Genomic DNA, 22,141 nt, shown 5'->3' on the forward strand with positions numbered 1-22,141 from the left:
GCAGGGGTGACATTTCAACCCTCAGATGCGTTCAAACAGGTTCGTGTTCCTCAACCGTCCCATGCTCAGCCTAGAGACTCATCTTGGCGTAACCGCTTCGCCGCAAGCCCCGTTTCCCACGGACTACGTCACCCTGCCAGTGTCAGCAGGTCACCGCCGCTTCGGCTCACTTCCCCTCACAGCAGAGGAAGGGCATGCCCCGGTACTGCAATATCAATTCCACCGGGTCCTGCATTCCAAACATGCTCAAGCAGCTTCACCCCCAAACGGGCGGGCTATGCTGGCTGGGCGTACGGTAGGTCATATCCCAGCACCAGACCTGGCGCGGCGCCGTGGCGATGTGCGTGGTCGGCGGCCGGATGACCTTGAGGGCCTTGGCTCGACCGCGGTGCTCGGTCTGGCCGTGTTCACGCAGCACGCGAGCAAAGCTCGACTCGCTGGCAATGTACACACCTTCGTCGGCCAGCATGGGCACGATGCGCGCTGGCGGCATATCGGCGAAGCGTGCCTCGTTGGCTGTTCGCCCGCCCGCTCAATACAGGCTTGGATCGAGATGCGCATGGAGGTCTCCAGTAGTCTCAATACACAATAGACCCCTTTCCTGACGGATTTGCCCCCGTTTTTGGCCACTCCCACACCTGCCTCGCATTGGGCTGACCTGGCGCGACAATTCGATACCGACAACGCCGATGCAGTATTGATCAGCTGCGCCGGCATACAGGTGAGCGACGTCATCGAAGAGATCGAGCGTGCCGGCAAACCCGTCATCACCAGCAACCAGGCCCTGCTTTGGCACTGCTTGCGCACGCTGGGCCTTGCGGACCGCCCCACAGGATTCGGCAGCCTGCTGGCGGGCAATTTCGACAAGGGCACATACCTCCCTTGACGAGGTGAGCCAGCGCTTCTCAGTCGCGCTGGCCGGATGGTCGCGCAGCATCCAGCAGTGCCCTGGCCTGCTGCCACTCAGCGGTGTCGAACCCTTCCGTGAAGGACTCATGCAGGCCGGCCAGCATCTGCCGCGCAACTTCCGCATTGTCCTGGTCTTGCCATAGCCGAGCCAGACCCAGCGCCGCGCGCAGCTCGAGCGACTTCGCGCCTTGCTGGCGGCCGATGGCGATGGACCGATGAAAGCACGCTGCCGCCGCTTCGGGGTCAGCAGCCCCGTCCGGGCGATGGAGAAGCAGTTCCGCCTGGAGCCGATGCAACTCCGCTTCAAAGAAACGTTCCCCCGTGTTGCCGACCGTGGCCAGCGCGTCAGCCAGCACGTCCAGTCCCGCCTGCGCCTGGTCGGCGTTCTGGTAGGTTTGGGCCAGCAGGGCCAGGAAATAAGGCCGCCCCAGCTCGGCGCCCGTGGCCTGGTAGGCGGCCAGGCCCTCGCGTATCTGGGCAATGCCCTCCTCACTGCTCCCCTGCTCGGCCAGCGCCCAGCCCCGCAAGATGGTTCCCCATGCGAGCCAGAACGGAAATCCTTGCTCGGTCGAGAGCGTGATGGTGGCGTCGGCGCACTCCCGGGCCAGTCGTGTCTCATGCCGCAGCTGATGCAATTCGGCGGCAAAGGCCAGGCCGAGAGCGAGGCTGAAAGGATGAGAAAGCCTGCGGGCCAGCGCCAGCGCCTCTTGGGCAGCCTTGCTGGCCTGAGCCGGAAAGCCCTGCAGCCATAAGACCCATCCCAGAAGGCAGAGGCCACGGACCCCATGGTCCATCTCATAGAGTGCGTCATGGGCCTGACGCCGTTCAGGGTCATAGTGGGCAAGCCCCCGCTCCAGGTGCGCCCGGGCCTGGTGGAACTTGCCCAGAAAGAGCGACGATCCTCCCAGCGCGATATGAGCGTGCTCGAGCAGCACCGGGTCTTGCGCGTTCTCAGCCAACTCGAGCAGCGCCTCCCCTAATTCATACGCCGTGTGATGCTGCGCACGAAGTGAAAAGAAAGTGCGCAATCCCAAGCTTCACCTGGAACAGCTGCGGGGTTTCACCACTGTGTTCGCACAAGGTCAGGGCTCGGGCATAGTTGGCCTCCACCTCCGACGAGGCATAACCTCTCGCAGCAATCAAGGCTGGGCCAAGGGTGACGCGCAAGGCAAGATCCTGGCGCGCGCGTTCGGGCGCGTCGGGCAGGCGCTTGAGCAACTCCAGCGCCGTACTCAGGTGACGGATGGCGTCTAGATGCGCCGAACGCTCAACGGCCTGGCGCCCGGCGCAATGCAGGTACTCCACCGCCTTGGGGATGTTGCCGCTGAGACTGTAGTGATGTGCCAGTTCGCTGCAGTGGTCTCTCAAGTGATGCCGGAAGAGGATCTCGATGGCCCGGCCTGTGCGCTCATGTAACGCGCCGCGCTGTTCCGAGAGCAGAGAGTGGCCTGCGACTTCCTGGGTGAGGGCGTGCTTGAACGCATACTCGACTTCCGGGAATGCCGGCCGCCCGTAGATAAACTCTCCCGCCTGCAGGCTGGCCAGCAGTGGATAGAGGCGCTCCTCCGACTGCCCGGTGACCTGCCGGATCAGGCTCAAGGGGAATTCCTTGCCGATCACGGCCAGGGTCTGCAGCAGTTCCTTCTGCGCGAGTGGCAGCCGGTCCATGCGCGCCGCGAGCACGCCCTGTACCGTGGTCGGAATATGCAGCGCGGCCGGGGTCTTTTCAATACGGTAATGGCCGGGTTCACCGAGCAGCGCCTTTTCCTCGGCCAGGGTCTGGACGACCTCCTCCATGAAAAAGGGATTGCCCTCGGTTTTTTCGAGGATAAGATGCCTGAGCGGCGCGAGGCTGGGGTCATTGCCCAGCAAGTCGCCGAGCAAGCCTTGCGCCTCGGCTGGACCGAGGGGGTCGAGCCGCAATGCCGTGCCATTGTCCTTGTGCCCCCACGCGCACTGATACTCGGGGCGGTAGTTCACGAGCAGCAGAATCCGGGCTTGCGCCATTCGCTCGATGAAGTAAGCGAGGAAGGCTTCGGTCTCGCTGTCCAGCCACTGAAGGTCCTCGAACAGCAACTCGACGGGCTGATCAAGGCTCTCTCGCACCAGAAGGCGCGTGATGGCCTCGAACGTGCGCTCGCGCCGGAGGCCGGCGCCCATGTCCGCCAGCGCCGAGCCGAGTTCACCGATGCCCAGCAGATACAGCAGGTAAGGCATGACGTCTTCGAGACTGCGCTCCAGCGTGACGATCTTGCCCGCGACCTTCTCATGGCAGCGCCGCTTGTCGTCCTGGGCAGTGAGCTGGAAATAATTCCTCAGGAGTTCGATGAGCGGCAAATACGCAAAGGCTTTGCCGTGCGACACCGAGAAGGTCTCCAGCACCAGGCAGCCGCTCTGCGAGCGCGCCTTGAACTCGTGGAACAGCCGCGACTTGCCGACCCCGGCCTCCCCCACCACCGCGACGATCTGCCCGTGTCCGGCGGTGGACTGGTCCAGCGCCAGGTGCAGCGCCTCCAGTTCGGCTTCACGGCCCACGAAGCGGGCCAGGCCACGGTGGGCTGCCACTTGCAAGCGCGTGCGCAATGCCCCGAGACCAAGCACTTCATAGACCGCGAGCGGCTCGGGGATGCCTTTGACCTGGGCGTCTCCCAGCGCCTTGAACTCGAAGTACCCCTGCGCGAGCTTGTGGGCGGATTCGCTCACGAGAATGGACGATGGCGCGGCCATCGTCTCCATCCGCGCAGCAATGTGGATCGTGTGCCCCACCGGGTCATAGTCAGTGTGCAGGTCGTCCTTGCGGATCGAGCGCACGACTACCTCGCCGGTGTGGACGCCCACCCGGATCTGCAGCGAGATGCCCTGCTCCAGCCGCAGCTTGTCGCTGTGCCGGTGCATTGCCTCCTGCATGCGCAGCGCCGCATACAGCGCGCGCTGGGTATGGTCCTCATGGGCGATGGGCGCGCCGAACAGCGCGAGGATGCCGTCGCCCAACGACTTGGCCACGTAGCCCTCGTAGTAATGCACGGCCTCCATCATCAGCTCGATGACGGGGGTAATCAGGCGGTTTGCCTCTTCCGGGTCCCGGTCGTGGATCAGTGCGGTCGAGCCCGCCATGTCGGCAAACAGCACGGTGATGGTCTTGCGTTCGCCGGCGGTCACTCCGCGGGCTTCCAGCGCCGCCTGCTCGGCCCGGATGCGCTCGGCCAGGTGCGGTGGAGTGTAATGAACGGGGGCGGCGGACGAGGCTTGCGGTATTTCGCTGACGGGCTCGCCGCAAGCGTTGCAGAAGCGCGCCGCGGGGCTCAGTTCGTGGCCACACCGCGCGCAGAGGCGCGCCAGCCGGTTGCCGCATTGCTCACAAAAATTGGCGCCAATGGCATTCTCGAACCCGCAAATTGTGCAGCGCGCCATGGGAGCCTCCCCGGACTTCCTCCGGGTAAATTAAACGCCCCATTGCCTTTCATCGCAAGACCGACTCGTCTCTGCATGATCGCCTGGATCGGGCTGAGCGTTGCGCGGCGCACTTGGGGCGCTCCTCTGCCCTGCCTACTCTCTCAAGGTCTCGATGATCTGTTCGCGCAGCCACTGGTTACCCTCGTCATTTGTCGAAGCTTTCATGCCAGTGCACCGTGACTTCGACCTCGGGAATCTTGACCGACAATGGATAAACGGTGAACTGGCACCTGAAGCGCAATACGCCGCTGCAGGCCGGCGGCCCGCAGTGAGTCGTAGATATTGCGGTGACTACTTTCACTTGGCGCCACCGCGATATGGGAGAGCTCGAGAAAACGCTCCGCGGACAGGCTGCGCGCCGGCAGCCCGGGGCGCTTGCGTGTCATGCACACGTAGTCCTCATGAAACAGCAGCGCATATCGTGTTGCCGGCCTGAGAGCGGCCAGATTGCCGATGGCGTTCTCCGATGTCGGTCATGGAAAGGCGAAATACCAGTTCGCTGGTGTCGGGGTCGAAATGTTCCGAGTGGCGCAGGGCCTCGCGAATCGACGCGCGCGACGGTGGCGTCAGGTAGTGGTCGCGGCATGGAGGCCATGTCCCGTGGAGAAGGCAAGCCAGCGTGGAGGCTGCCTTTTATGCCGAGGGGAACTGCCGCATGCCAGCACGGTTGCGGGCGAAGCTTGGCGATTAATTGCATTTTAACTTTGGCGTAAGGGCTTCACCTCGTTCGAAGATCGTCATTCGTGCGACCCCGTAGACGAGAGCGTGCAAAAGTTGGGGAGGGCACCAAGGGAGAGCCGCTTGGGATGTCGCGCCGGATCCATGTGGACTACGCTGCTCGGTATCGCAACGTCGGCCATGACGATGACGCAGCTTTGGCCGTTATTGAGCGCCCTGACGGTAGCCTTGCGGACCTCGGCCTTACCCTCGCGGAGGGACGGTCGCTGTTGGCCAAGGTGCAGGCCGAGCTGGTTTCGAAACAAGTGAAGAGGTGGTGTTCGGGCCAGACCCATTGTCAGTGCTGCTGGGCAACATTGAGACACAAGGACAGTCGCTCGACGGTAATGCGTACTGTATACGGCAAGGTGACCGTGCACAGCCCGCGACTGTGGTCGTGTGCTTGCCAACGGACTGCGCCGCCGCGGTGTGTGGTCCATCCCTTATCTAAAGCTCTGACGAACCGCGCCACGCCGGAGCTGGAATACCTCCAGGCAAAGTGGGCAAGCCATCTGCCGTACCGGCAGGCCACGGTTTTGCTTAAGGAAGTCCGTTGGTCGGTGCCAGTCTGGCGACGCTGCCACGATGCCATCGCGAGGTGGAATCCGAAGGGCATGAGGAGAAGTACGAGATCGTGCAAAAGTTGGGGAGGCGGATTTCGTCAGGCGCCCTGACTTGCGGCAAGGATGTTGATTTTGTTCGCATTTGCCGTGACGCGAGGCGGCGATCTTGAGCGCCGAGTCATGCGGTCGGGAGAGAGCTCTCCGTTTAAGACTGCGACTCTGACCTGCACCATGCAGTGCGCCCCTTCGTCCGTCCAGCGCATCTGTCACTTCTTAGCCATGCGAAGGCTGACGACCTGGTTCACCGCGGACTCCGCGATGCTACTGCTGATCGGCAGGCCCTTCCGATGCCGAGCGCCGTAGTTGACCAACGTATTTGCGTTCTTCCGCAGGTACCAGGAGACTTTATCCAGGTTCCACCAAAGCGTGCTGAATTCATACCCCGTCCTCATCAGCAGTCGAGTGTCCAAAGCCTTGATGCGCTCCAACGCTTTGCGGCCCTTGCCTTGCCATACCAGCCACTTGGCGTGATTCCCGTTCCAATGAGTCGATTACCTTGCTACCGAACACGGAACGCTGCGCCCCGTTGAACTTCATGGCGATGTGGAACTAATCGAGAAGCCTGCCGCGTGCGAGCTGACTGCCCTGGACGGCCTTCGCAAACTCACCGGCGTCGTCGCTGATCACGGTCACGCGTTCATCGGTCGCCACACCGCTTCTAAGGAGGAACTGATCGAGTCGCGCCGCAGCTGAGGGGACTTCCCGGTGCACATAGGCATAAAACTTTGGCGGACTGTCCGTGAACGTCGCTCGCCCGGCCACGAGATTGACGTGGCGGCCAAGGCCTCTCACGTAGTCGCAATGCCTCAGCCACGCCGAGTCGATGCTCACGGTCGCGACGTGGCTGGATTCGCGAATCTGGACGTCCGCTACAGGCTGGGGCAACTTCGCGATGTCATCTTCGATATCGGCGTCGAGCTGCTTTCCAATGGCTCGAATTCGATCGCGAGCGCCGCTGAACGAAATGCCCTTGTCCAGCGGCAGGGGACACCCTGCCCTCAGGAGTACTGCGCGAAGCAGTGGCTTCAGGTCCGCATTGGCTGTGTCTGGCTTTCGCCTTCGTGCCCGTTTAGGCTTCTCCATACCTGCCGCTTCTCTCCGGCCAGCGAGGCATTACCCCCACTTTTGGATATGGCGCCCCTCATTCGAGCGCCAGAGGGACTTCGACCCTCCTGAACAACGCGCTGCTCAGCGCACACTACCGTCACCCCAAGGCGCCCGGCCTGTCCCTCGCGGGCGTCCGGTTGGTCGTCCCTGACCATGTCAAGGGGCTTCCCGTGTTGCGTGCGCTTTCCTTGTGTGCATGCTGTCGCCACTACCTCGGCGCAGCGACTGGGCGTCCTGCCTGCTCATTCACCCAGCCGTATCAGCCTTCCCCGCACTGGCGGTCGGGGCGGCCTGCGCATCGACTTTTTCGAGGTTTGCTCGGCGTTCACTCGCGTTACGGCCCGCACACTCGCGCGGTCACCGTAATTTGTGACACGCTGCACCGAAGGCTTCAGCCACTTCGTTACCTCCATAGCTGCAACGGTTGCTTCCGGCTGGAGCGGTTGCCGGGCGGGGCTTACACCCGCTGGAAAGCGCCGCCTTTTCACGGCGCACGCCAGTTTGAGTCAGTCGGCCCCAGATCTTCGATGACCGAAGGTGGCTGATTCACCGTCATTCGTGTCGCCAAGGGACTATTGCCGTTTTCGGCCCGACTACGGCCATCGACGACTTCCTAAGTGGATGAACGCGTTTCGCCCCCTTCACTTGAGCACTGGGTCGCTTCGACCCTCAAGCCAAGCCGTCGGCCCGTCTCCACTTGGTGTGCGGACATGCAGCGCGCACACACCCTTCAGTGTTCCACCACGGCGGAACCCGGCAACTCCCTTTCTTCCTGCGGCGGACCATTGCGACCCAGCAGGAGCAGGCATATCGCCGCGATGACGGCCGGGATGGCGAGCAGGCTGAAGATGGCACCGAACGCCCATCCAATCCCCAGCAGCCATGCGCCGCCCATGGTTCCCGCCACGCCGCCGAAGCGGCCCATGCCCAGCATCCAGGCAATGCCGGTGACGCGGCTGGTGGTCGGATAGTAATGTGCAGCGAGGGGCGACATCGACGCGGACGCACCGGAGATGGCCATGCCCACGATGACGATCATCGTCGTCAGTCCTGCGTGCGCCCCGCTGTACCCGATCACCAGCACCAGTACTGCGGCCGCCAGAAAGTACGCCGCGACGACACGGGTAGGCGGGAACCGGTCAGTCAGGAACCCTGCCAGCAGGATCCCCGCGCATCCGCCCAGATGGAACAGCGACGAAGTGACGGTCGACTCCTGCAGCGAATACCCCGAGGTCGTGAACAGGGTGGGAAGCCAGCTATTGACCAGGTACAGGATGACCATGCACATGAAGTAGCACAGCCAGATCAGGCAGGTGCCGACGGCATACCGCTCACGGAACAGCTCCGAGAGAGGCGACTTGCGGCCATGTCCGGCATCTTCCTCGCACACGAGCTGGACATCGTCGAGCCGGGCGCCCGGCGCCAAGTGGCCCAGGATGCCCAGTGCATCCTCGCGCGAGCGCCGGTTGGCCACGAGAAACTTCACCGATTCTGGCAGAAGCGGCACCAGCACGAGTGTCAGCAGCACCGGTGCCACGCCGCCGACCACCAGCACGCCGTGCCAGCCGAAGCGCGGGATCAGCCAGGCCGTCATCAGGCCGCCCAGCCCATTACCGGCTGCGAAGCCGACCAGCATGGCATTGACCACGGTGCCGCGAATCCGCGTCGGGGCATACTCCGCCATCAGCGCGACGGCGTTCGGCACGGCGGCACCCAGGCCAATTCCCGTCAGGAGGCGCAGCGCAGCCAGCACTTCGAGTGACTGCGCGAACGCCGCCGCCACGCTGCACACCCCGAACGCGAAGACAGAGCCGATCAGCACGCGCTTGCGGCCAATGCGGTCGGCAAAGGGCTCACCCCCATGGCGCCAAAGCCGATGCCGACCAGCGTGGCGCTCAGCACGGGGCCCAGCGCTGCACGCGACAGGTGCCAGTCCTGGATCAACGACGGCGCAATGTAGCCCATGGCGCCGGTGTCCATCCCGTCCAAAGCGATGATCAGGAAGCACAGGACGAACAGCAGGATATGAAACCGCGAGAAACGCTGTTCGTCGAGGAAGGCTTGTACGTCGACCTTGCGCTGGAGATTCATCGCGCACCTCGCAGCGGCCGGGAGCGGTGTGGCGCGCACATCGGGGGCGTCCGCACCGTGGTACCTGCGTGTACTGGCATTGTCTCTCTCCTTGGTTTGTCGCATCGTGGAAAAACCGCACTCACTTGCGGTTCCCTGCTGTGCGCCGGCTGTCGCGCCGGACATGGTTCTGAACTGATATTACGACCCGGGTGGGCTGGCGAATATGCCCCCGCCGTGCAGAGGACAACCAACCGAACGGCAGGCAATGGATGGTGACGGGAGGCAGAGAATTGCAGCTCATGTTCATCCTTTCGCGTCACGCCCATCATGACCCCACATCCCCCTGCGCCCTCGGCGAACTGCTCGACCGCGAAGCCATCCGCGAATGCCTGTATCGCTACTGCCGCGGCATCGACCGTTGCGATGAGGCGGCCCTGCGCAGCGTGTACTGGGACGATGCCACCGATCGGCATGGCCCCTATTCCGGCTCCGCCAGCGGCTTTATCGACTGGGTGCTGGACCGGCTGGGGACCAGCGAACGCTCGATCCACTTCCTCGGCAACCTCTCGATCGCCCTGCACGGCGACTGGGCGGCGGTGGAGTCGTACTTCCAGGCATTCCAGCGCCGGCCCAACCCCGATGCAGCGCAGCGGGAAGTCTTCCTGGCCGGACGCTACGTCGACCGATTCGAGAAGCGCAACGGCGAATGGCGGATTGCGCGGCGCGTGGTGGTCTACGACTGGGTCGGCCCGCTTGGCACCCCGGAGGGCACCGAGACCGAGCGCTTCGGCCCGCGCCAGCCTATTGGCGCACCCTGGCCGCATGATCCGGTCTACGCGCTGCTCAGCGCAGAGTAGACCGGACAAGCCTGGACAGGGCGGCGCGAGCCGCCTGCCGTCAAAAGATATGCCGAAGGCCGATGGTGGTGCCGAACTGGTTGGCGCCCGCAGCGGTCGTCCCGAAGCCTGAGCCGCCCGTGCTCAGGCCAAGATTGGAACTGCCCTTGTTCTTCGTGTAACCGACGCTGAGGTAGGCATCCGTGCGCTTGGAAAAGGCGTACTTGGCCATGCCGACGAACAGCCAGGGATCGTTGCCCGTGTTCCGGAAATCCTGGTAGTAGGCGGCGGCACTGAGGCTGACGGCGGGGCCGGCCAGCCACGTCACGCCGGTCCACCACAGGTTCGAGGCCTGGTTGGCCTGGCCCGGGATCGCCCCCACCAGCAGCGCCCCGTCGTACGCCTTGGCCCAACGGTAGCCCGCGAAGACTTTGACCGGGGAGAAATCATACGTGCCGGTCAGCACTGCGCGCCGCGTCTTGGCGTCGGGATTGACCGTGACCGTGCCCGTATTGACTTCATCGTAGGCAGCGCCCACGCTGAACGGGCCACTGCCGTAGCTCAGCCGGAAGCCATACTCGCGCCCCAGCTTCGGTTCGCCGGGCACTTCGCTGCCGTTGACCGTACCACTCTCAGCGCCGAAGCTGTACATCCCGGACGCCACCAAGCCGCCGAACGTGCCCGTGTATTTGACGGTATTGTCGGCCCGCGACACGAACGCCAGGTCCTGCGTGAAGATCGAGTACTTTGGCGCAAGCAGCATCGGATCATAGGGACCGATGAGGTCGAACAGCGCGCTCTGCTGCCGTCCGAGCAACAGGCTGCCCCACTTTCCCTGCAAGCCGACGTACGCCATCCGCCCGAACAGGCGGCCGCCCTGCGCGGACTTCCCCGTATCGGTGTCATAGCCGCTCTCCAGCACGAACAGCGCTTTCAGGCCGCCGCCCAGGTCTTCCGTACCGCGCAGCCCCCAGCGCGACCCGGCGACGTTGCCTGACGTCATCCGGACGACGGAATGCCCGCCTCCGGTCTGGTGGTTCGCGAATTCGATACCCGCGTCCACCACGCCGTAGAGCGTAACGCTGGTTTGTGCGGCTGCCGGGAGGCTGCATAGCGCGCAGAAGAGCGCGGTCGCGCCAAGTTTGTATTGCATGTCTCCACCTTGTTTTGTTACGCCTCGGGCCTGTGCGGACCGAGGCAACCCGTGAATGGGCGTGAGCCGCCCTGCCCGCGGAGCGGGCATTTCCCTTCTTAACTACTCAATTGCCCGGGTGCGTGCGGCATGTCAGGCCACCGGCAGCACCTGCCCGGTCAGGTATTGCGCGCCAGCGCCCGCCATGAAACGCAGCAGCGGCGCGACGGCTTCCGGGTCGTCCCGCGAGACCGATAGCGCATTCACGCGTAGCGCCAGCGCGCCCCACTCGCACGCCAGCGTGGCCACCAGCATGCGGGCCGCCGCAAGATCGCCCGCGTGCCGCCAGTCCTGGCCGGCGTCGGCCGGAAGCACCAGTGTGAGGCTGGCCTGGTTGGCATGCTCCCGCGCGAAGCGCCGCGCAGCCTCGTGCACCGCCGCCAGGCGCTTCCCACCCGGCACGGCCAGTGGCGAAACGTCCAGCACTGCCGCATAGCCGTCTCCATGCTGGCCGACGGCAGACCACTTCCCCGCCACATCGCCCACCACCTGCAGGCGGAGTGGCGTGTCGGACGGGGCGGGCTCGAAGGCGGCCGCCGCAAAACCCTGGCTGCCGCCAAACACCGACGAGCCACCATCGACCGGCAGCAACAGACCGGAGGGCACGGCACCGTTCGCGCCGGCCAGGAAGCGGATCGCCTCGGCCAGTTCCTCAGGCTCCGCCATCCGGCCGAGCGGAATCTTGGCCGTTACGCGTGCCGGATCCAATCGGCCGCTTGCAATGAGCCGGTCAACCAGTTCGGTCCGCACGAATCCCGGGCACAGCACGCTCACCCGGAGGTCCGGTCGCTCGCGCGCCAGTGCCTGCGACAGCCCGATCAAACCCGCCTTGCTAGCGCTGTAGGCGCCGCGCCACGGGATCGCCCGCAGTCCGGCGCCCGATGCCACGTTGACAACCCGCGCGCCAACCACCAACCTCGGCGTAAGCGCGTCGACCAGCCGTGCCGGCGCGTCAAGATTGAGCGCCAGCAGCGTCTGCCAGTCGTCGCCATCCTGCTCAACGACGGGCCGGTTCGCGCGGTCCGACATGCCCGCGTTGTTCACGAGCGCGTCCAGCGGGCCGATGCGTGCCGTCAGCAAATCGATGGCCGCCGCGTCGGTGAGGTCAGCCTCCACCGCCTCGTGGCGGCCCGCCTCCGGCGCCGAAAGGCCGGCCACCGTGGTGGCCAATGCTGCGCCATCGCGGTCAACTAGTACGCAGCGCCAGCCGTCGCGTGCGAACTGCCCCGCGGCAGCTCGACCGATGCCGGCGGCTGCGCCGGTGATGAGGACGGCCGGCACGCTCAGAGATTGGTGAACGTGATGCCGCCATCCACCACGAGCGCCTGCGCCGTGATGAAGCGCGCCTCGTCGCTGGCGAGAAAGGCGATGCCACTGGCCACGTCGTCCACGTTGCCCAAGCGTCCCATCGGGGTGCGGGCAACGCGGCGCGCGTCGCGCTCGACATTACGGTTGCGCAGCGTGCCCTCGGTCGGCACGGCGGACGGACACACCGCGTTGACGCGGATGCCGCGTGGCCCAAGTTCGGCCGCAGCGGCGCGCGTGATGCCGAGAATGCCCGCCTTGATGCCCGAATAGACGACCGAGGCAGGTGCCGACACCAGCGCCGCGGTCGACGCCACATTGACGATGGCCCCGCCGCATTCCGCCTCCATCGCGTCCGCAGCAGCCTGGATCCCCCAGATCACCGCCTTAAAGCCGATGTCGAGCATGCGGTCCATCGTCTCGGGCATGATTTCCGGCACCCACTGGTAACGCACCCACGCGGCGTTGTTGACGAGGATGTCGAAACGCTTGCCCTGCGTGGCCGCCATGCTCACCGCCTGCGCGATGCCATCCCGGCTCGCCACGTTCTGCACGACCGGGAAAGCTTCACCGCCGGCCGCACGGATCTCGTCTACTGTCGCGCCGACAAGCTCTTCCTTAAGGTCGTTGACCGCCACGATTGCGCCGCGCGCCGCTAGGAGACGCGCCGTGGCGCGGCCGATGCCGGCGCCTGCGCCGGTGACGAGCGCCACGCGCCCTGCTAGATCCTGTTGCATAAACACTCCCCGAATTCCTCAAACGCCTTGGATGAATTCCTGCCCGACCGTACGCGCCAGCGCGCCCGCCCCGAACGCCGCGTCAAGCTTGCGCACCTCGCGCAGCGAATAATGCAGCGGCAGTTCCCACGTAAAGCCCATGCCGCCGTGCAGGTGGATCGCTTTTTCGATGACAAAGGCCGCGTTGCCGATGGCGCCCGCCAGCGCCGGCCGTGCGCTTCGTGCCGCGCCATACTCGTTGCGCGCCATGGCACGGCGCACGGCGGCCGCGGACGCCTCCGTCAGCAGCTTCATGCGCGCTAGCAGGTGCCGCACGGCCTGCTTGGCCGACAGCGGCCGGCCGAACTGCACGCGCGTCGCCATATAGCCGGCGGCCGTCTCCAGCGCGCCCTCGGCCGCGCCGTTCGCCAAATCGGCCATCAGCAGGCAGGCCGCATGGTCGAGTGCCGCGCGGGCCGTGGCATCGAGTCGGGCGACGACCGTCGCGCCTTCCAGGTCGAGCCACGCCTGCGGAAACTCGGGATCGAGCGATCCGTCTTCCTTGCTGGCCAGTCCGGCCACTTCGACCAGCGCCGCGCCGTCGCCATCGTTCACGAGCACCCAGTCGCATTGCGCCACGTGCCGCGCGTGGCCGGCCACGCCCTCGCGCAGACTGCCCTGCCACGCAATGGTGGCGACCTTGTCGCCGACCGCCAGCGCGGCGGCGACTGGCGAGCCATGGAACGCCTGCGCCAGCAGGATTGTTTCCGGCAGGGGCAGGCGCAATTGCAGCTTGCCGGCGGCATGCGCGATGGGGAGCGCGAAGTCAATGGGCAGGCCGAGCCCGCCGTCCGCCTCATGGGCGCATACACCGCACAGGCCTGCCCCGGCCAGCACCTGCGCGGCCTCGCGGAAGTCGCGTGGCCGCGCGTCATGGATGGCTGCGCTGGCGGCCTGGGCGAATTCCTCGGGCCGCAGATCGTCGTCTCGCGTCGTCATGTCAAATCCTTGGGCAAATTAAGGATGCGCTGCGCGATGACGTCGAGCTGCACTTCCGAGGTGCCGGCGTAGATCGTCTCGGCGCGCGAAAAGAGATAGGCTGTGCTGAACGCCTTCCGGGCGCGCTGCGCCTGCGGGCTGGAGCGAGGCGTCACGTGCGACAGCAGCGACAGGGCCAGCCCGGCGAACGCTTGGTGGCACTCCGACCAGTACAGCTTGGTCAGCGACCCGCGCGCGCCGATGGCCTCGCCGGCCATCATGCGGGACACGGTCGTCTCCACCAGGCCCTTGAGGGCATCAATCTCGCAGGCCACGTCGCCGATGCGGCGCTGCGTGTAGCCGTCGTCGAGCAGTCGCGCCAATTGCCCATCCGACTTGCAGGCGCCGACCAGATGACGCAGTTCGCATTCGAAGCGCCACGGACGGTACATGCGGTTGGTCGCGCGCTCGATGGACAGCACGCGGATGGCGGCATTCCAGCCTTCGTCGGGCGCGCCCAGGCGGGCACTGTCCGGCACCACCACGTCGTCGAAAAATACTTCGGCGAAGGATTCCTTGCCATCGATGGACTTGATCGGCACCACGCGGATGCCGGGGGTGTTCATCGGCACCGCGAACATCAACAGGCCACGGTGCTTGTCAGCGACGGTACCGGTGCGGGTGAGCAGTAGGCAGTAGTGTGCCTTGGCCGCGCCGCTGGTCCAGATCTTCTGGCCGTTGATGCGCCAGTGCCCGCCCTCCTGTACGGCGCGCGTGCGCAGCCGGGCGAGGTCCGAGCCGGCGTCGGGCTCCGAGAAGCCCTGGCACCAGTACTCGCGCATGGCGAGGATGGCGGGCAGGAACGCCTCTTTCTGTGCCTCGGTGCCCACGGTCATGATGATCGGACCGGCGAGTTCCTTGCCAATGGAGCTGACGCTCTCTGGCATGGGCAGCGCGCCGATCTCCTTGTTGACGGCGAGGTGCTCGCGCAGGGTCAGTCCGTGGCCGCCATAGGCGATTGGCCACGTCATGCCGGCCAGTCCAGCGTGGTACATGGCCGCCTCCCAGGCGCTGGATTCTTCCAGCGTCGGGGTGCGGTAAACCAAGCTGTCGGCACGCATGTGGTCCGGCAGGTTGGCGCGCAGCCATTGGCGGGCGTGCTGGCGGTACACCTCCGGTCCTGCGGCCGGATCGGGGATCGCCGCGAGTTGATCGCGTGTTTCGATATGCATGCTGATTCTCAGTGTGCGGGCGTGGCTGGGGCGGCGGCCGGGATCATCAGCGCGTCGAGGACCACGGCGCCCTCCCTTTCGGGACGGACGAGGATGGGGTTCATGTCGATCTCGGCAATGTCAGCTGCATGGCGGCACGCGAACTCCGACAGGCGCGCCACGCAGCGAGCGGCTGCGCGGATGTCGGCTTTGGGCTGTCCGCGCACGCCGTCCAGCAGCGGAAACATGCGCAGCGAGCGGATCATGGCGAGGGCTTCGTCCTCGCTGACCGGCGCGGCCTGCACGGCGACATCCTTGAGCACCTCGGCGTGGATGCCGCCCATGCCCACCATCACCACCGGGCCGAACACCGGATCGCGGGAAATGCCGGCGATCATCTCAACGCCGCCCTTGACCATCGGCGCGACCAACATGCCTTCCACGCTGGCCCGCGGCGCATGGCGTGCGACGCTGGCGGCAATCGTCCCATAGGCGTCGAGCACTGCCGCCGCGCTGCGCAAGTCGAGCGCCACGCCGCCGGCTTCGGTCTTGTGCGGAATGTCCGCGGAGACGATCTTCAGCACAACGGGGTAGCCGATCGCTTCCGCCGCGCGAACCGCCTCTTCAACCGAGCGGACGACGGCTTCCTGCGGCACGTCGATGCCGGCGGCTGCCAGCGTGCGCTTGGCTTCGTACTCATTGCGGAAGACGGCCGGGTCCAAGGTTTCCTCCGGGACCGGCGGACGCGGCGCCGATGCCGGCTGGCCGGCAAGCTGGCCGAGCCGGACCAGTCCGGCGAGGCCGCTTGCCGCTGCATCGATGCTCGGAAACACGGGGATGCCCAGCGCGTTGATCTGCGCCACCGCATCAGCCGGCCCTTGGCTGACGATCATCAGCGCACGCTCGGGATGTGCCTCTCGTACACGCGCCAGCGCCTCCAGGTACACGCCGCGCAGGCGGAGTTGTACAGCGAGAGCGACATGAACATCACCAGCGCGTTCCCCGACGGGTCCTCCAGCAGCGCGGACAATAGCTTCTGGAGGATGTCGGGACGGCTCGACATTTGCGCCGTGGCGTCGACCGGGTTGCCGGTGCCGGCCATTGGCAGCACGTGGCGGATGCGTTCGCAGGTGGTCGCATCGAGCGCGGGCAGGCGCAGGCCTGCCTGGCTCATGGCATCGGCCATCATTACGCCAAAGCCGCCAGAGGCCGCCATCACCGTCACGGCGTCGCGCTGCGGCAGGCGGCCAGGCATCAGGATCGAGGCGGCGTGGCCGATGTCGATCAGTTCCTCCACCGAGCGCACGCGGAGCGCGCCGTGGCGGCGGAAAACCGCGTCGATGACGGCATCGGAACCCGTCAGCGCGCCGGTGTGCGAGGCGGCGGCGGCCTGGCCCTGCTCGGTCGAGCCCACCTTCAGGACGATGACCGGCTTGCCGCGCGACCGCGCCAATTCCAGCGCCGCGACTAGGCGGTCGCCGTGCCGGCAGGTCTCCATGCAGCAGAGAATGATGCGTGTGGTGTCATCCTCCGCCAGCGCGGCAATGCCGTCGGCCACGTCCACGTCGGCCTCGTTGCCCGTCGCCATGAACTGGCTCACACCCAGGCCGCGGCGTGCCACCGTGTTCATGGTGTGGCTGCCCACGTTGCCCGACTGCGAGACGATGCCCACGCCGCCCGGCGGGGGCATGTGTTCCTCCAGGCTGATGGAGAAGGATCCGATCATCCGGTCGGCCACGTTGACGGCGCCCAGGCAGTTGGGACCAAGGACGCGCATGCCGTGCTGGCGCGCGATGTCGACCAATTCGGCCTGCATCGCCGCGCCGTCGGCGCCGAGTTCGGCAAACCCGGACGACAGCACGATGGCAGCCTTCACGCCGCGTGCCGCGCAATCGCGCAGGGCGGCGGGCGTGGCGGCGGCAGGCACTGCCAAGATCGCCAGTTCTGGCGCGGTGGGCGTCTCACGGACCGATGCAAACGCGGTCAGGCCTTGCAGGATGCCGCCCTTCGGGTTGACCGGGTAGACGGCGCCCGCATAGCCATGCTTGCGCAGCATGTAGACGGGACGTCCGCCAATCTTGGTGATATCGTCTGAGGCGCCAACCACGGCGATGCTGCGCGCGTGGAAGAAGGGCCCAAGCCCGGCGCCCGGACGTTCGGTGTGCGTCGCCATGGTCAGCGTCCCTTGAACTGCGGCTGGCGCTTTTCGAGGAACGCCATGCGGGCTTCGCGCGCGTCCTCGGTGTGGGACAGCGCCATGGTGAATTCCTGCTCGAAGCGGTAGGCATCGCGCTGCGGCATGACTTCCACCATGTTGGTGGCGCGTTTGGCGTACATGATCGCCAGCGGGGCCTTGGAGGCGATCTCGCGGGCCAGCGCCATCGTCACGGGCAGCAACTGGTCGGCCGGCAGCACGTCTTCCAGCACGTTGCGGCGGAGCAGGTCATGGGCCGTCAGGCGCTGGCCGGTGAAGAACATGCGGCGCACGGTGGAGCGGCCGAACAGTGTGCGCAGCATGGAAGCGCCGCCCGCCAATCCGACGTTGATCTCCGGCATGCCGAAGGTGGCTTCCTCGGAAGCGTAGAGGATGTCGCAGGCAGCGACCAGCCCCATGCCGGCGCCGAGCGCCACGCCGTTGACCGCCGCGATCACGGGCTTGGCGCATTCCTTGATGGCGTTGCCGGTTTCGCGTGTCAGGCGGTTGTGATCCAGAAAGTCGCCAGCCACGCTGCTATCGGGCCGGTCCTTCAGGTCGGCGCCGGCGCAAAACACCTTGCCGGCGCCCGTCAGCACGGCGCAGCGGATATCATCGCGCTCCGAGATCTCGTCGAAGGTCGCCACGATCTGGCGGCGCATCTCGCGGCTCAGGGCATTGACCGGGGGCGGTTCAGCGTGACCAGAGCGACGCCGTCCGAAACCTCCATCAGGACCAGTTTCTCGCTCATGCCTCACCTCCCGACCGACGGAAAAATGCGCCGAGCGGCGCGGTGTGTGCGTACGTCATGGTTGTCTCCTTGCATCGAATGAACAGCCGCGCTTCGCTGCGGGCCGGCTTTTTGGATTGTAGGAGCGGGGATTCCTGTAGATTTCCGTCAGAGTTGTTGGTTGTGTTCTGCGGGAATGCGGCATATTCGGCGAAGCGGGGAGCAGATAGCATGAGTACCCGTAGCCCCACCGGCCATCACGAAAGAGGATCGCAGACCATGGAGATCGCGCCCATTGGGACCATCCGGACCGACCTGGGGGAATGCCCGGTCTGGGACGCCGTCCGGCAGCGGCTATGGCTTGCGGATTGCCGCCGGGGATGGATCTATGTGATCGATACGGCGCATTTCGATGCGATGCGGTATGATCTGCCAGCGCCCTTGGGATCGTTCGCGCTGAATGGCGAAGACAAACTCGTCGTGGCCCTGAAGGAGCAGGTCGCGCTCTATACGCCGTCCACCGGCGCCCTGCGTTGCGTGGCGGACATCGGCGACCGTCATTCCAATCTGCGCCTGAACGACGGTACGCCCATGCCGGACGGCAGCTTCGTGGTGGGCACCATGCACGTCTTTCGCGAACCTGAGGAGGCGCCGCTGGGCGGGTTGTACCGGCTCGATTCCGCCGGCCGCTTCGCCCGGATCGAGCGGGGCTTCGGCATCGTCAACGGGCCGATGCCGCATCCGTCGCGGGCGGAATTCTACGTCTGCGACAGCGCGGCACGCAGTATCTACCGCTACCGGTTTGATGCCGGAGGCAGGCTGTCGGGACGCGAGCGCTTCGTCGACACCGCGCCACTTGGCTCCGCGCCGGATGGCTGCTGCTTCGACAGTGACGGCGGCCTGTGGACGGCACTCGTGCATGCCGGCGCCCTCGCCCGCTTCGACGCCGCGGGGCAACTCACCCATCGTATCGACCTGCCGGTGGCGCACCCGGCGTCGCTCTGCTTCGGCGGGCCGGCCCTGGAAGACATCTATGTCACGACGATCCGGGACAGCGGCCGGCTGTCAGCGGACGGCCCACTGGACGGCGCCGTGCTACGTGTGCGCGGCATCGGCCTACGCGGCGCAGCGCGCCCGCACTGCCGCATTCATCTCTAGCCCGCCGCCGGCACCGCCGATTTGCCGTAGGCACTGAAGCGCAGTTCCTCACCTGAGACGTGCGAGGCCACGAAGTCGAGGAACAGCCGAATCTTGGCCGGGATCATCGCCGTGTCCAGGATGGTGGCGTACATCCCTTCCTCGAATGTGGTGTTGGTCACGCGGAATTCCGGCAGCAGCCGCACGGGCGTGCCGCGCGAGATATCGTTGTGGACCGTGTAGTCGTCCAGCAGCGCAATGCCCTCGCCGAGCCGCGCCCACTCCAGCAGCGCGACGCCGCTGTTGGTCACGTGCCGGGGCTTGAACCCCACTTCCTCCACGCTCTCCCCGCGCTTGAACAGCCAACTATGCCGGTTGCCGGGCAGCAGGTACGCCATGCAGTCGTGCTGCAGGATGTCCTCCGGCCGCGTCGGCGCGGGCCGGTTCTCAAGGTAGGCGGGCGATGCCACCAGGTAGCGCTCGTTCCGGAAGAGGATGCGCCGCTTCAGCCCGGCCTCCACCGGCGGCGAAATCCGGAAATCGATGTCGAAGTTACTGCGGCGTAGGTCAATCTTTGTCTCGGACAGCACGAGTTCAACATGGATGTCCGGATACTGCTTGCGGAAAGCCGCGACCAGCGGCGGTAGCACGCCCAGCCCGAACATCATGCGCGAATGCACCCGCAGCGTGCCCTTCGGTGCAGCGCGGATCTCCGTGATGTTGCGATGCGCCTGGCCGATGTTCCACAGGATCCCTTCCAGCTCCCGCGCATACTCCTGCCCCGCTTCGGTCAGCACGACCTGGCGCGTGGAGCGCATCAGCAGCTTGACGTTCAGCTCGGTCTCGAAATCCGTGATCATGCGTGACACGGACGTGGCGGACACCCCGAAGTGCCGCGCCGTCTCCGAGAAACTCTCCGTCTTGGAAATCGACAAGAAGAGCTCCATGGCGCGAAGCCGGTCCATCATTCCTCCATTTTTTGCAGTACAGATCGCCGTGATTCCCGTATTCCGGCCAATGCCACCCGACACCTAAAATTCTCCGAAACTTCACCGGGATTTTTGGGAGACAACAATGGAATTCGGCGTATTCATCCTGGCCCAGCAGCGAGGTTACCACCAGACCTCGAAGCAAGTCATCAGCAACTCCATCGAGCAGACCGTCGTGGCGGAACAGGCCGGTTTCAACACCGCCTGGTACGCCGAGCACCATTTCAACAACTACTCGCTGTCGCCGTCGCCGCTGATGATGGTGGCCCATGCCGCTGCGAAGACGCAGCGCATCCGGCTCGGCACGGCGGTGTGCATTTTGCCGCTGTACCACCCCGCGCGCTTCCTGGCCGAAGTCGGATTCGTCGACACGGTGTCGAACGGTCGGCTCGAACTGGGCGTGGGATCCGGCTACCAGCAGTTCGAGTTCGAGCGCTTCGGCATTGACATCGCCGAGTCGGGCACGATCTTCAACGAGTTCCTCGACGTCATCCCGAAGGGCCTGACGCAGAAGATCTTCGAGCACGACGGGCAGTTCCTGAAGATTCCGCCAAGCTCCATCGCCGTGCGCTGCCTGCAGGAGCCGATGCCGCCGCTGTGGATCACATCCGGCAACCCGATCACCCTTGGCCGTGGCGTGCGCGAGAACCACAACCTATTCGTGACCGCCCTGCTCAACGGCAACGACGCCATCACCGGTCTGCGCGAACGCCTTGATAAAGTCGCCGAAGAGAACGGCAAGGACCTGGACCGCGACGTGAAGTTCGGTTTCCTGCGCTGCGGCTTTGCCTCGGACAACAAAGCCGAGATCGACGCCTATCTCGACTGCGCGCGCTTCCAGCGGCGGATTTCGGAAAGCCTGAAGTTCCGCCGTGCGCAGAGCGATGACGGCTACATGGTCAAGGAAGTGCCGTCGGACACGGATCCGACGTTCGACCAGTTGCGCAAGAACCTGCCCGTGGGCTCCGTCAACCAGGTCATCGACAAGATGCTGACCGAGATCAGCATCCTGCGGCCCAAACACATCGCCCTGCAGACCCAGCTCGGTGACTTCGATCAGAAGACCATGCTGCGGCAGATCGAACTGTGGGGCGAACGGATCATCCCGGCCATCCGCAAGGAGCTCGGCGAACCGGGCACCAAGCTGGCCGTCGCCGCCTGAGGAGCCCGCCATGCGTATCCACCTGACCAATGCCGGTGCCATCACCCTGCGTGACCCGGCCGACTTCAAGCGGCTCGACGTGCTGATCGATCCGCAGCCCAGCGAGCGGCTGGAACGCGCCATCGCCCGTATCGGGCGGCGCGAGGATAAGGTTCACGTCCGTCTGGCGCCGTCGGTGCTGCGCTTCCTGTCGGGGCATGCGGGCGAACCGGCATGGGAGGGCGGCTTCTCCTCCATGGTGGGATACGCGGCGCGGCACGGCTGGGTGGACGAGCGTGGCGACATCCGCGCCCATCTCACCCTCAACGAGGAGGACGAAGTCGTCTCCGTGGACGACTTCAAGTCGGCCATGCGGGCGCTGCCGGCCGGCATCAGTGCCGTCACCACCGGCAGCGGCGAGGACGTGGCGGGCATCATCGTTTCCAGCCTGACGTCGGTGTCGGCGGAGCCGCCTATGGTGGGCTTCTTCGTCCAGAAGTCGGCCTCGGCGCACGGCGCGCTGATGCAGACCGGGCGGTTCGTGGCCAACGTGCTGGGCGAGGAACACCGCGCCATCATCGACACCTTCCTCAAATCCCCGCAAGGGCGCGACCGCTTCGTGTCGGGCCAATGGCGCGAAGGCGGACATGGCCTGCCGGTGCTGGATGGCGCGCTGGCCAGCATCGAATGCGACATCGTCTGCACGGAGGCACTGGGCACGCATGACCTGATCGTCGGCAAGATCCGCAAGGCCACCTGCAATCAGGCCAGCCCGATCATCAACTTCAACGCCGGCACGCACCGCATTGCGCCGGTCTCCGTCCAATAGG

At 65.6% G+C, this 22,141-nt stretch carries 16 protein-coding genes and 4 pseudogenes; 5 read left to right on the forward strand and 15 right to left on the reverse strand.

Annotated elements, in window-relative coordinates:
* Nucleotides 1-295: 295 nt before the first annotated feature.
* Nucleotides 296-517: pseudogene (locus tag OMK73_RS10260) on the reverse strand (IS3 family transposase); the annotation flags it as partial.
* A 105-nt stretch (nucleotides 518-622) separates the two neighbouring features.
* On the opposite strand from OMK73_RS10260, the gene OMK73_RS10265 reads away from it, so the two are divergent.
* Nucleotides 623-886, forward strand: coding sequence for a hypothetical protein (locus tag OMK73_RS10265; RefSeq protein WP_267601942.1), 264 nt, complete (start codon nucleotides 623-625; stop codon nucleotides 884-886).
* Between the two features lie 19 nt (nucleotides 887-905).
* Here the strand turns inward: OMK73_RS10265 and OMK73_RS10270 are convergent.
* The 5 genes and pseudogenes from OMK73_RS10270 to OMK73_RS10290 all read right to left on the reverse strand — a co-directional run bounded on the left by OMK73_RS10270 (nucleotide 906) and on the right by OMK73_RS10290 (nucleotide 8,900).
* A pseudogene (locus tag OMK73_RS10270) lies at nucleotides 906-4,320 on the reverse strand (adenylate/guanylate cyclase domain-containing protein).
* A 1,507-nt stretch (nucleotides 4,321-5,827) separates the two neighbouring features.
* Nucleotides 5,828-6,010, reverse strand: a pseudogene (locus OMK73_RS10275) (ISKra4 family transposase); the annotation flags it as partial.
* 241 nt (nucleotides 6,011-6,251) lie between these two features.
* A complete protein-coding gene (locus tag OMK73_RS10280) occupies nucleotides 6,252-6,785 on the reverse strand; it encodes a hypothetical protein (protein ID WP_267601943.1) in 534 nt (177 codons plus the stop codon).
* Nucleotides 6,786-7,539: 754 nt separating this feature from the next.
* Nucleotides 7,540-8,631, reverse strand: coding sequence for an MFS transporter (locus tag OMK73_RS10285; RefSeq protein WP_267601944.1), 1,092 nt, complete (start codon nucleotides 8,629-8,631; stop codon nucleotides 7,540-7,542).
* Nucleotides 8,625-8,900 carry a hypothetical protein gene (locus OMK73_RS10290; RefSeq protein WP_267601945.1) on the reverse strand — a complete coding sequence of 92 codons (276 nt, stop codon included), beginning with the start codon at nucleotides 8,898-8,900 and terminating at the stop codon, nucleotides 8,625-8,627. Before OMK73_RS10290 ends, OMK73_RS10285 begins: the two co-directional genes overlap by 7 nt.
* A 281-nt stretch (nucleotides 8,901-9,181) precedes the next feature.
* Here OMK73_RS10290 and OMK73_RS10295 point away from each other — a divergent pair, with 281 nt between their 5' ends.
* Entirely contained in the window at nucleotides 9,182-9,739 is a 558-nt protein-coding gene (locus OMK73_RS10295) for a nuclear transport factor 2 family protein (RefSeq protein ID WP_267602086.1), read from the forward strand.
* A 40-nt stretch (nucleotides 9,740-9,779) separates the two neighbouring features.
* Here OMK73_RS10295 and OMK73_RS10300 read toward each other — a convergent pair whose 3' ends face one another.
* From OMK73_RS10300 to OMK73_RS10335, 8 genes and pseudogenes are all read right to left on the reverse strand, one after another.
* Nucleotides 9,780-10,871, reverse strand: a complete 1,092-nt coding sequence (locus tag OMK73_RS10300) for a porin (protein ID WP_267601946.1) — start codon at nucleotides 10,869-10,871, stop codon at nucleotides 9,780-9,782.
* 132 nt (nucleotides 10,872-11,003) lie between these two features.
* Complete coding sequence (locus OMK73_RS10305; RefSeq protein WP_267601947.1) at nucleotides 11,004-12,191, reverse strand: SDR family NAD(P)-dependent oxidoreductase; 1,188 nt, start codon at nucleotides 12,189-12,191, stop codon at nucleotides 11,004-11,006.
* A 2-nt stretch (nucleotides 12,192-12,193) separates the two neighbouring features.
* The gene (locus tag OMK73_RS10310) at nucleotides 12,194-12,952 is read right to left on the reverse strand and encodes an SDR family NAD(P)-dependent oxidoreductase (RefSeq protein ID WP_267601948.1); all 759 of its coding nucleotides are present in this window, start codon (nucleotides 12,950-12,952) and stop codon (nucleotides 12,194-12,196) included.
* Nucleotides 12,953-12,970: 18 nt separating this feature from the next.
* Nucleotides 12,971-13,930, reverse strand: a complete 960-nt coding sequence (locus OMK73_RS10315) for an acyl-CoA dehydrogenase family protein (RefSeq protein ID WP_267601949.1) — start codon at nucleotides 13,928-13,930, stop codon at nucleotides 12,971-12,973.
* Complete coding sequence (locus OMK73_RS10320; protein ID WP_267601950.1) at nucleotides 13,927-15,141, reverse strand: acyl-CoA dehydrogenase family protein; 1,215 nt, start codon at nucleotides 15,139-15,141, stop codon at nucleotides 13,927-13,929. The genes OMK73_RS10315 and OMK73_RS10320 overlap by 4 nt, the downstream gene beginning before the upstream one ends.
* A gap of 8 nt (nucleotides 15,142-15,149) precedes the next feature.
* Nucleotides 15,150-16,013, reverse strand: coding sequence for an acetate--CoA ligase family protein (locus tag OMK73_RS10325; protein ID WP_267601951.1), 864 nt, complete (start codon nucleotides 16,011-16,013; stop codon nucleotides 15,150-15,152).
* Entirely contained in the window at nucleotides 16,013-17,293 is a 1,281-nt protein-coding gene (locus OMK73_RS10330) for an acetate--CoA ligase family protein (protein WP_267601952.1), read from the reverse strand. Before OMK73_RS10330 ends, OMK73_RS10325 begins: the two co-directional genes overlap by 1 nt.
* 2 nt (nucleotides 17,294-17,295) lie before the next feature.
* A pseudogene (locus OMK73_RS10335) lies at nucleotides 17,296-18,065 on the reverse strand (enoyl-CoA hydratase/isomerase family protein).
* Nucleotides 18,066-18,323: 258 nt separating this feature from the next.
* Between OMK73_RS10335 and OMK73_RS10340 the strand changes: the two are divergent.
* Nucleotides 18,324-19,202, forward strand: coding sequence for an SMP-30/gluconolactonase/LRE family protein (locus OMK73_RS10340; RefSeq protein ID WP_267601953.1), 879 nt, complete (start codon nucleotides 18,324-18,326; stop codon nucleotides 19,200-19,202).
* Here the strand turns inward: OMK73_RS10340 and OMK73_RS10345 are convergent.
* Nucleotides 19,199-20,149 (reverse strand): LysR family transcriptional regulator, encoded by a 951-nt coding sequence (locus tag OMK73_RS10345; RefSeq protein ID WP_324291703.1) that lies wholly within the window; start codon nucleotides 20,147-20,149, stop codon nucleotides 19,199-19,201. The two genes, OMK73_RS10340 and OMK73_RS10345, sit on opposite strands and share 4 nt — an antisense overlap.
* Nucleotides 20,150-20,255: 106 nt before the next feature.
* Between OMK73_RS10345 and OMK73_RS10350 the strand changes: the two genes are divergently transcribed.
* Complete coding sequence (locus OMK73_RS10350) at nucleotides 20,256-21,332, forward strand: LLM class flavin-dependent oxidoreductase (RefSeq protein ID WP_267601955.1); 1,077 nt, start codon at nucleotides 20,256-20,258, stop codon at nucleotides 21,330-21,332.
* A 10-nt stretch (nucleotides 21,333-21,342) separates the two neighbouring features.
* Nucleotides 21,343-22,140 (forward strand): flavin reductase family protein, encoded by a 798-nt coding sequence (locus OMK73_RS10355; RefSeq protein WP_267601956.1) that lies wholly within the window; start codon nucleotides 21,343-21,345, stop codon nucleotides 22,138-22,140.
* Nucleotide 22,141: the final 1 nt, after the last annotated feature.

Source organism: Cupriavidus sp. D39 (assembly GCF_026627925.1).
GTDB classification, from domain to species: Bacteria; Pseudomonadota; Gammaproteobacteria; order Burkholderiales; family Burkholderiaceae; genus Cupriavidus; species Cupriavidus ulmosensis.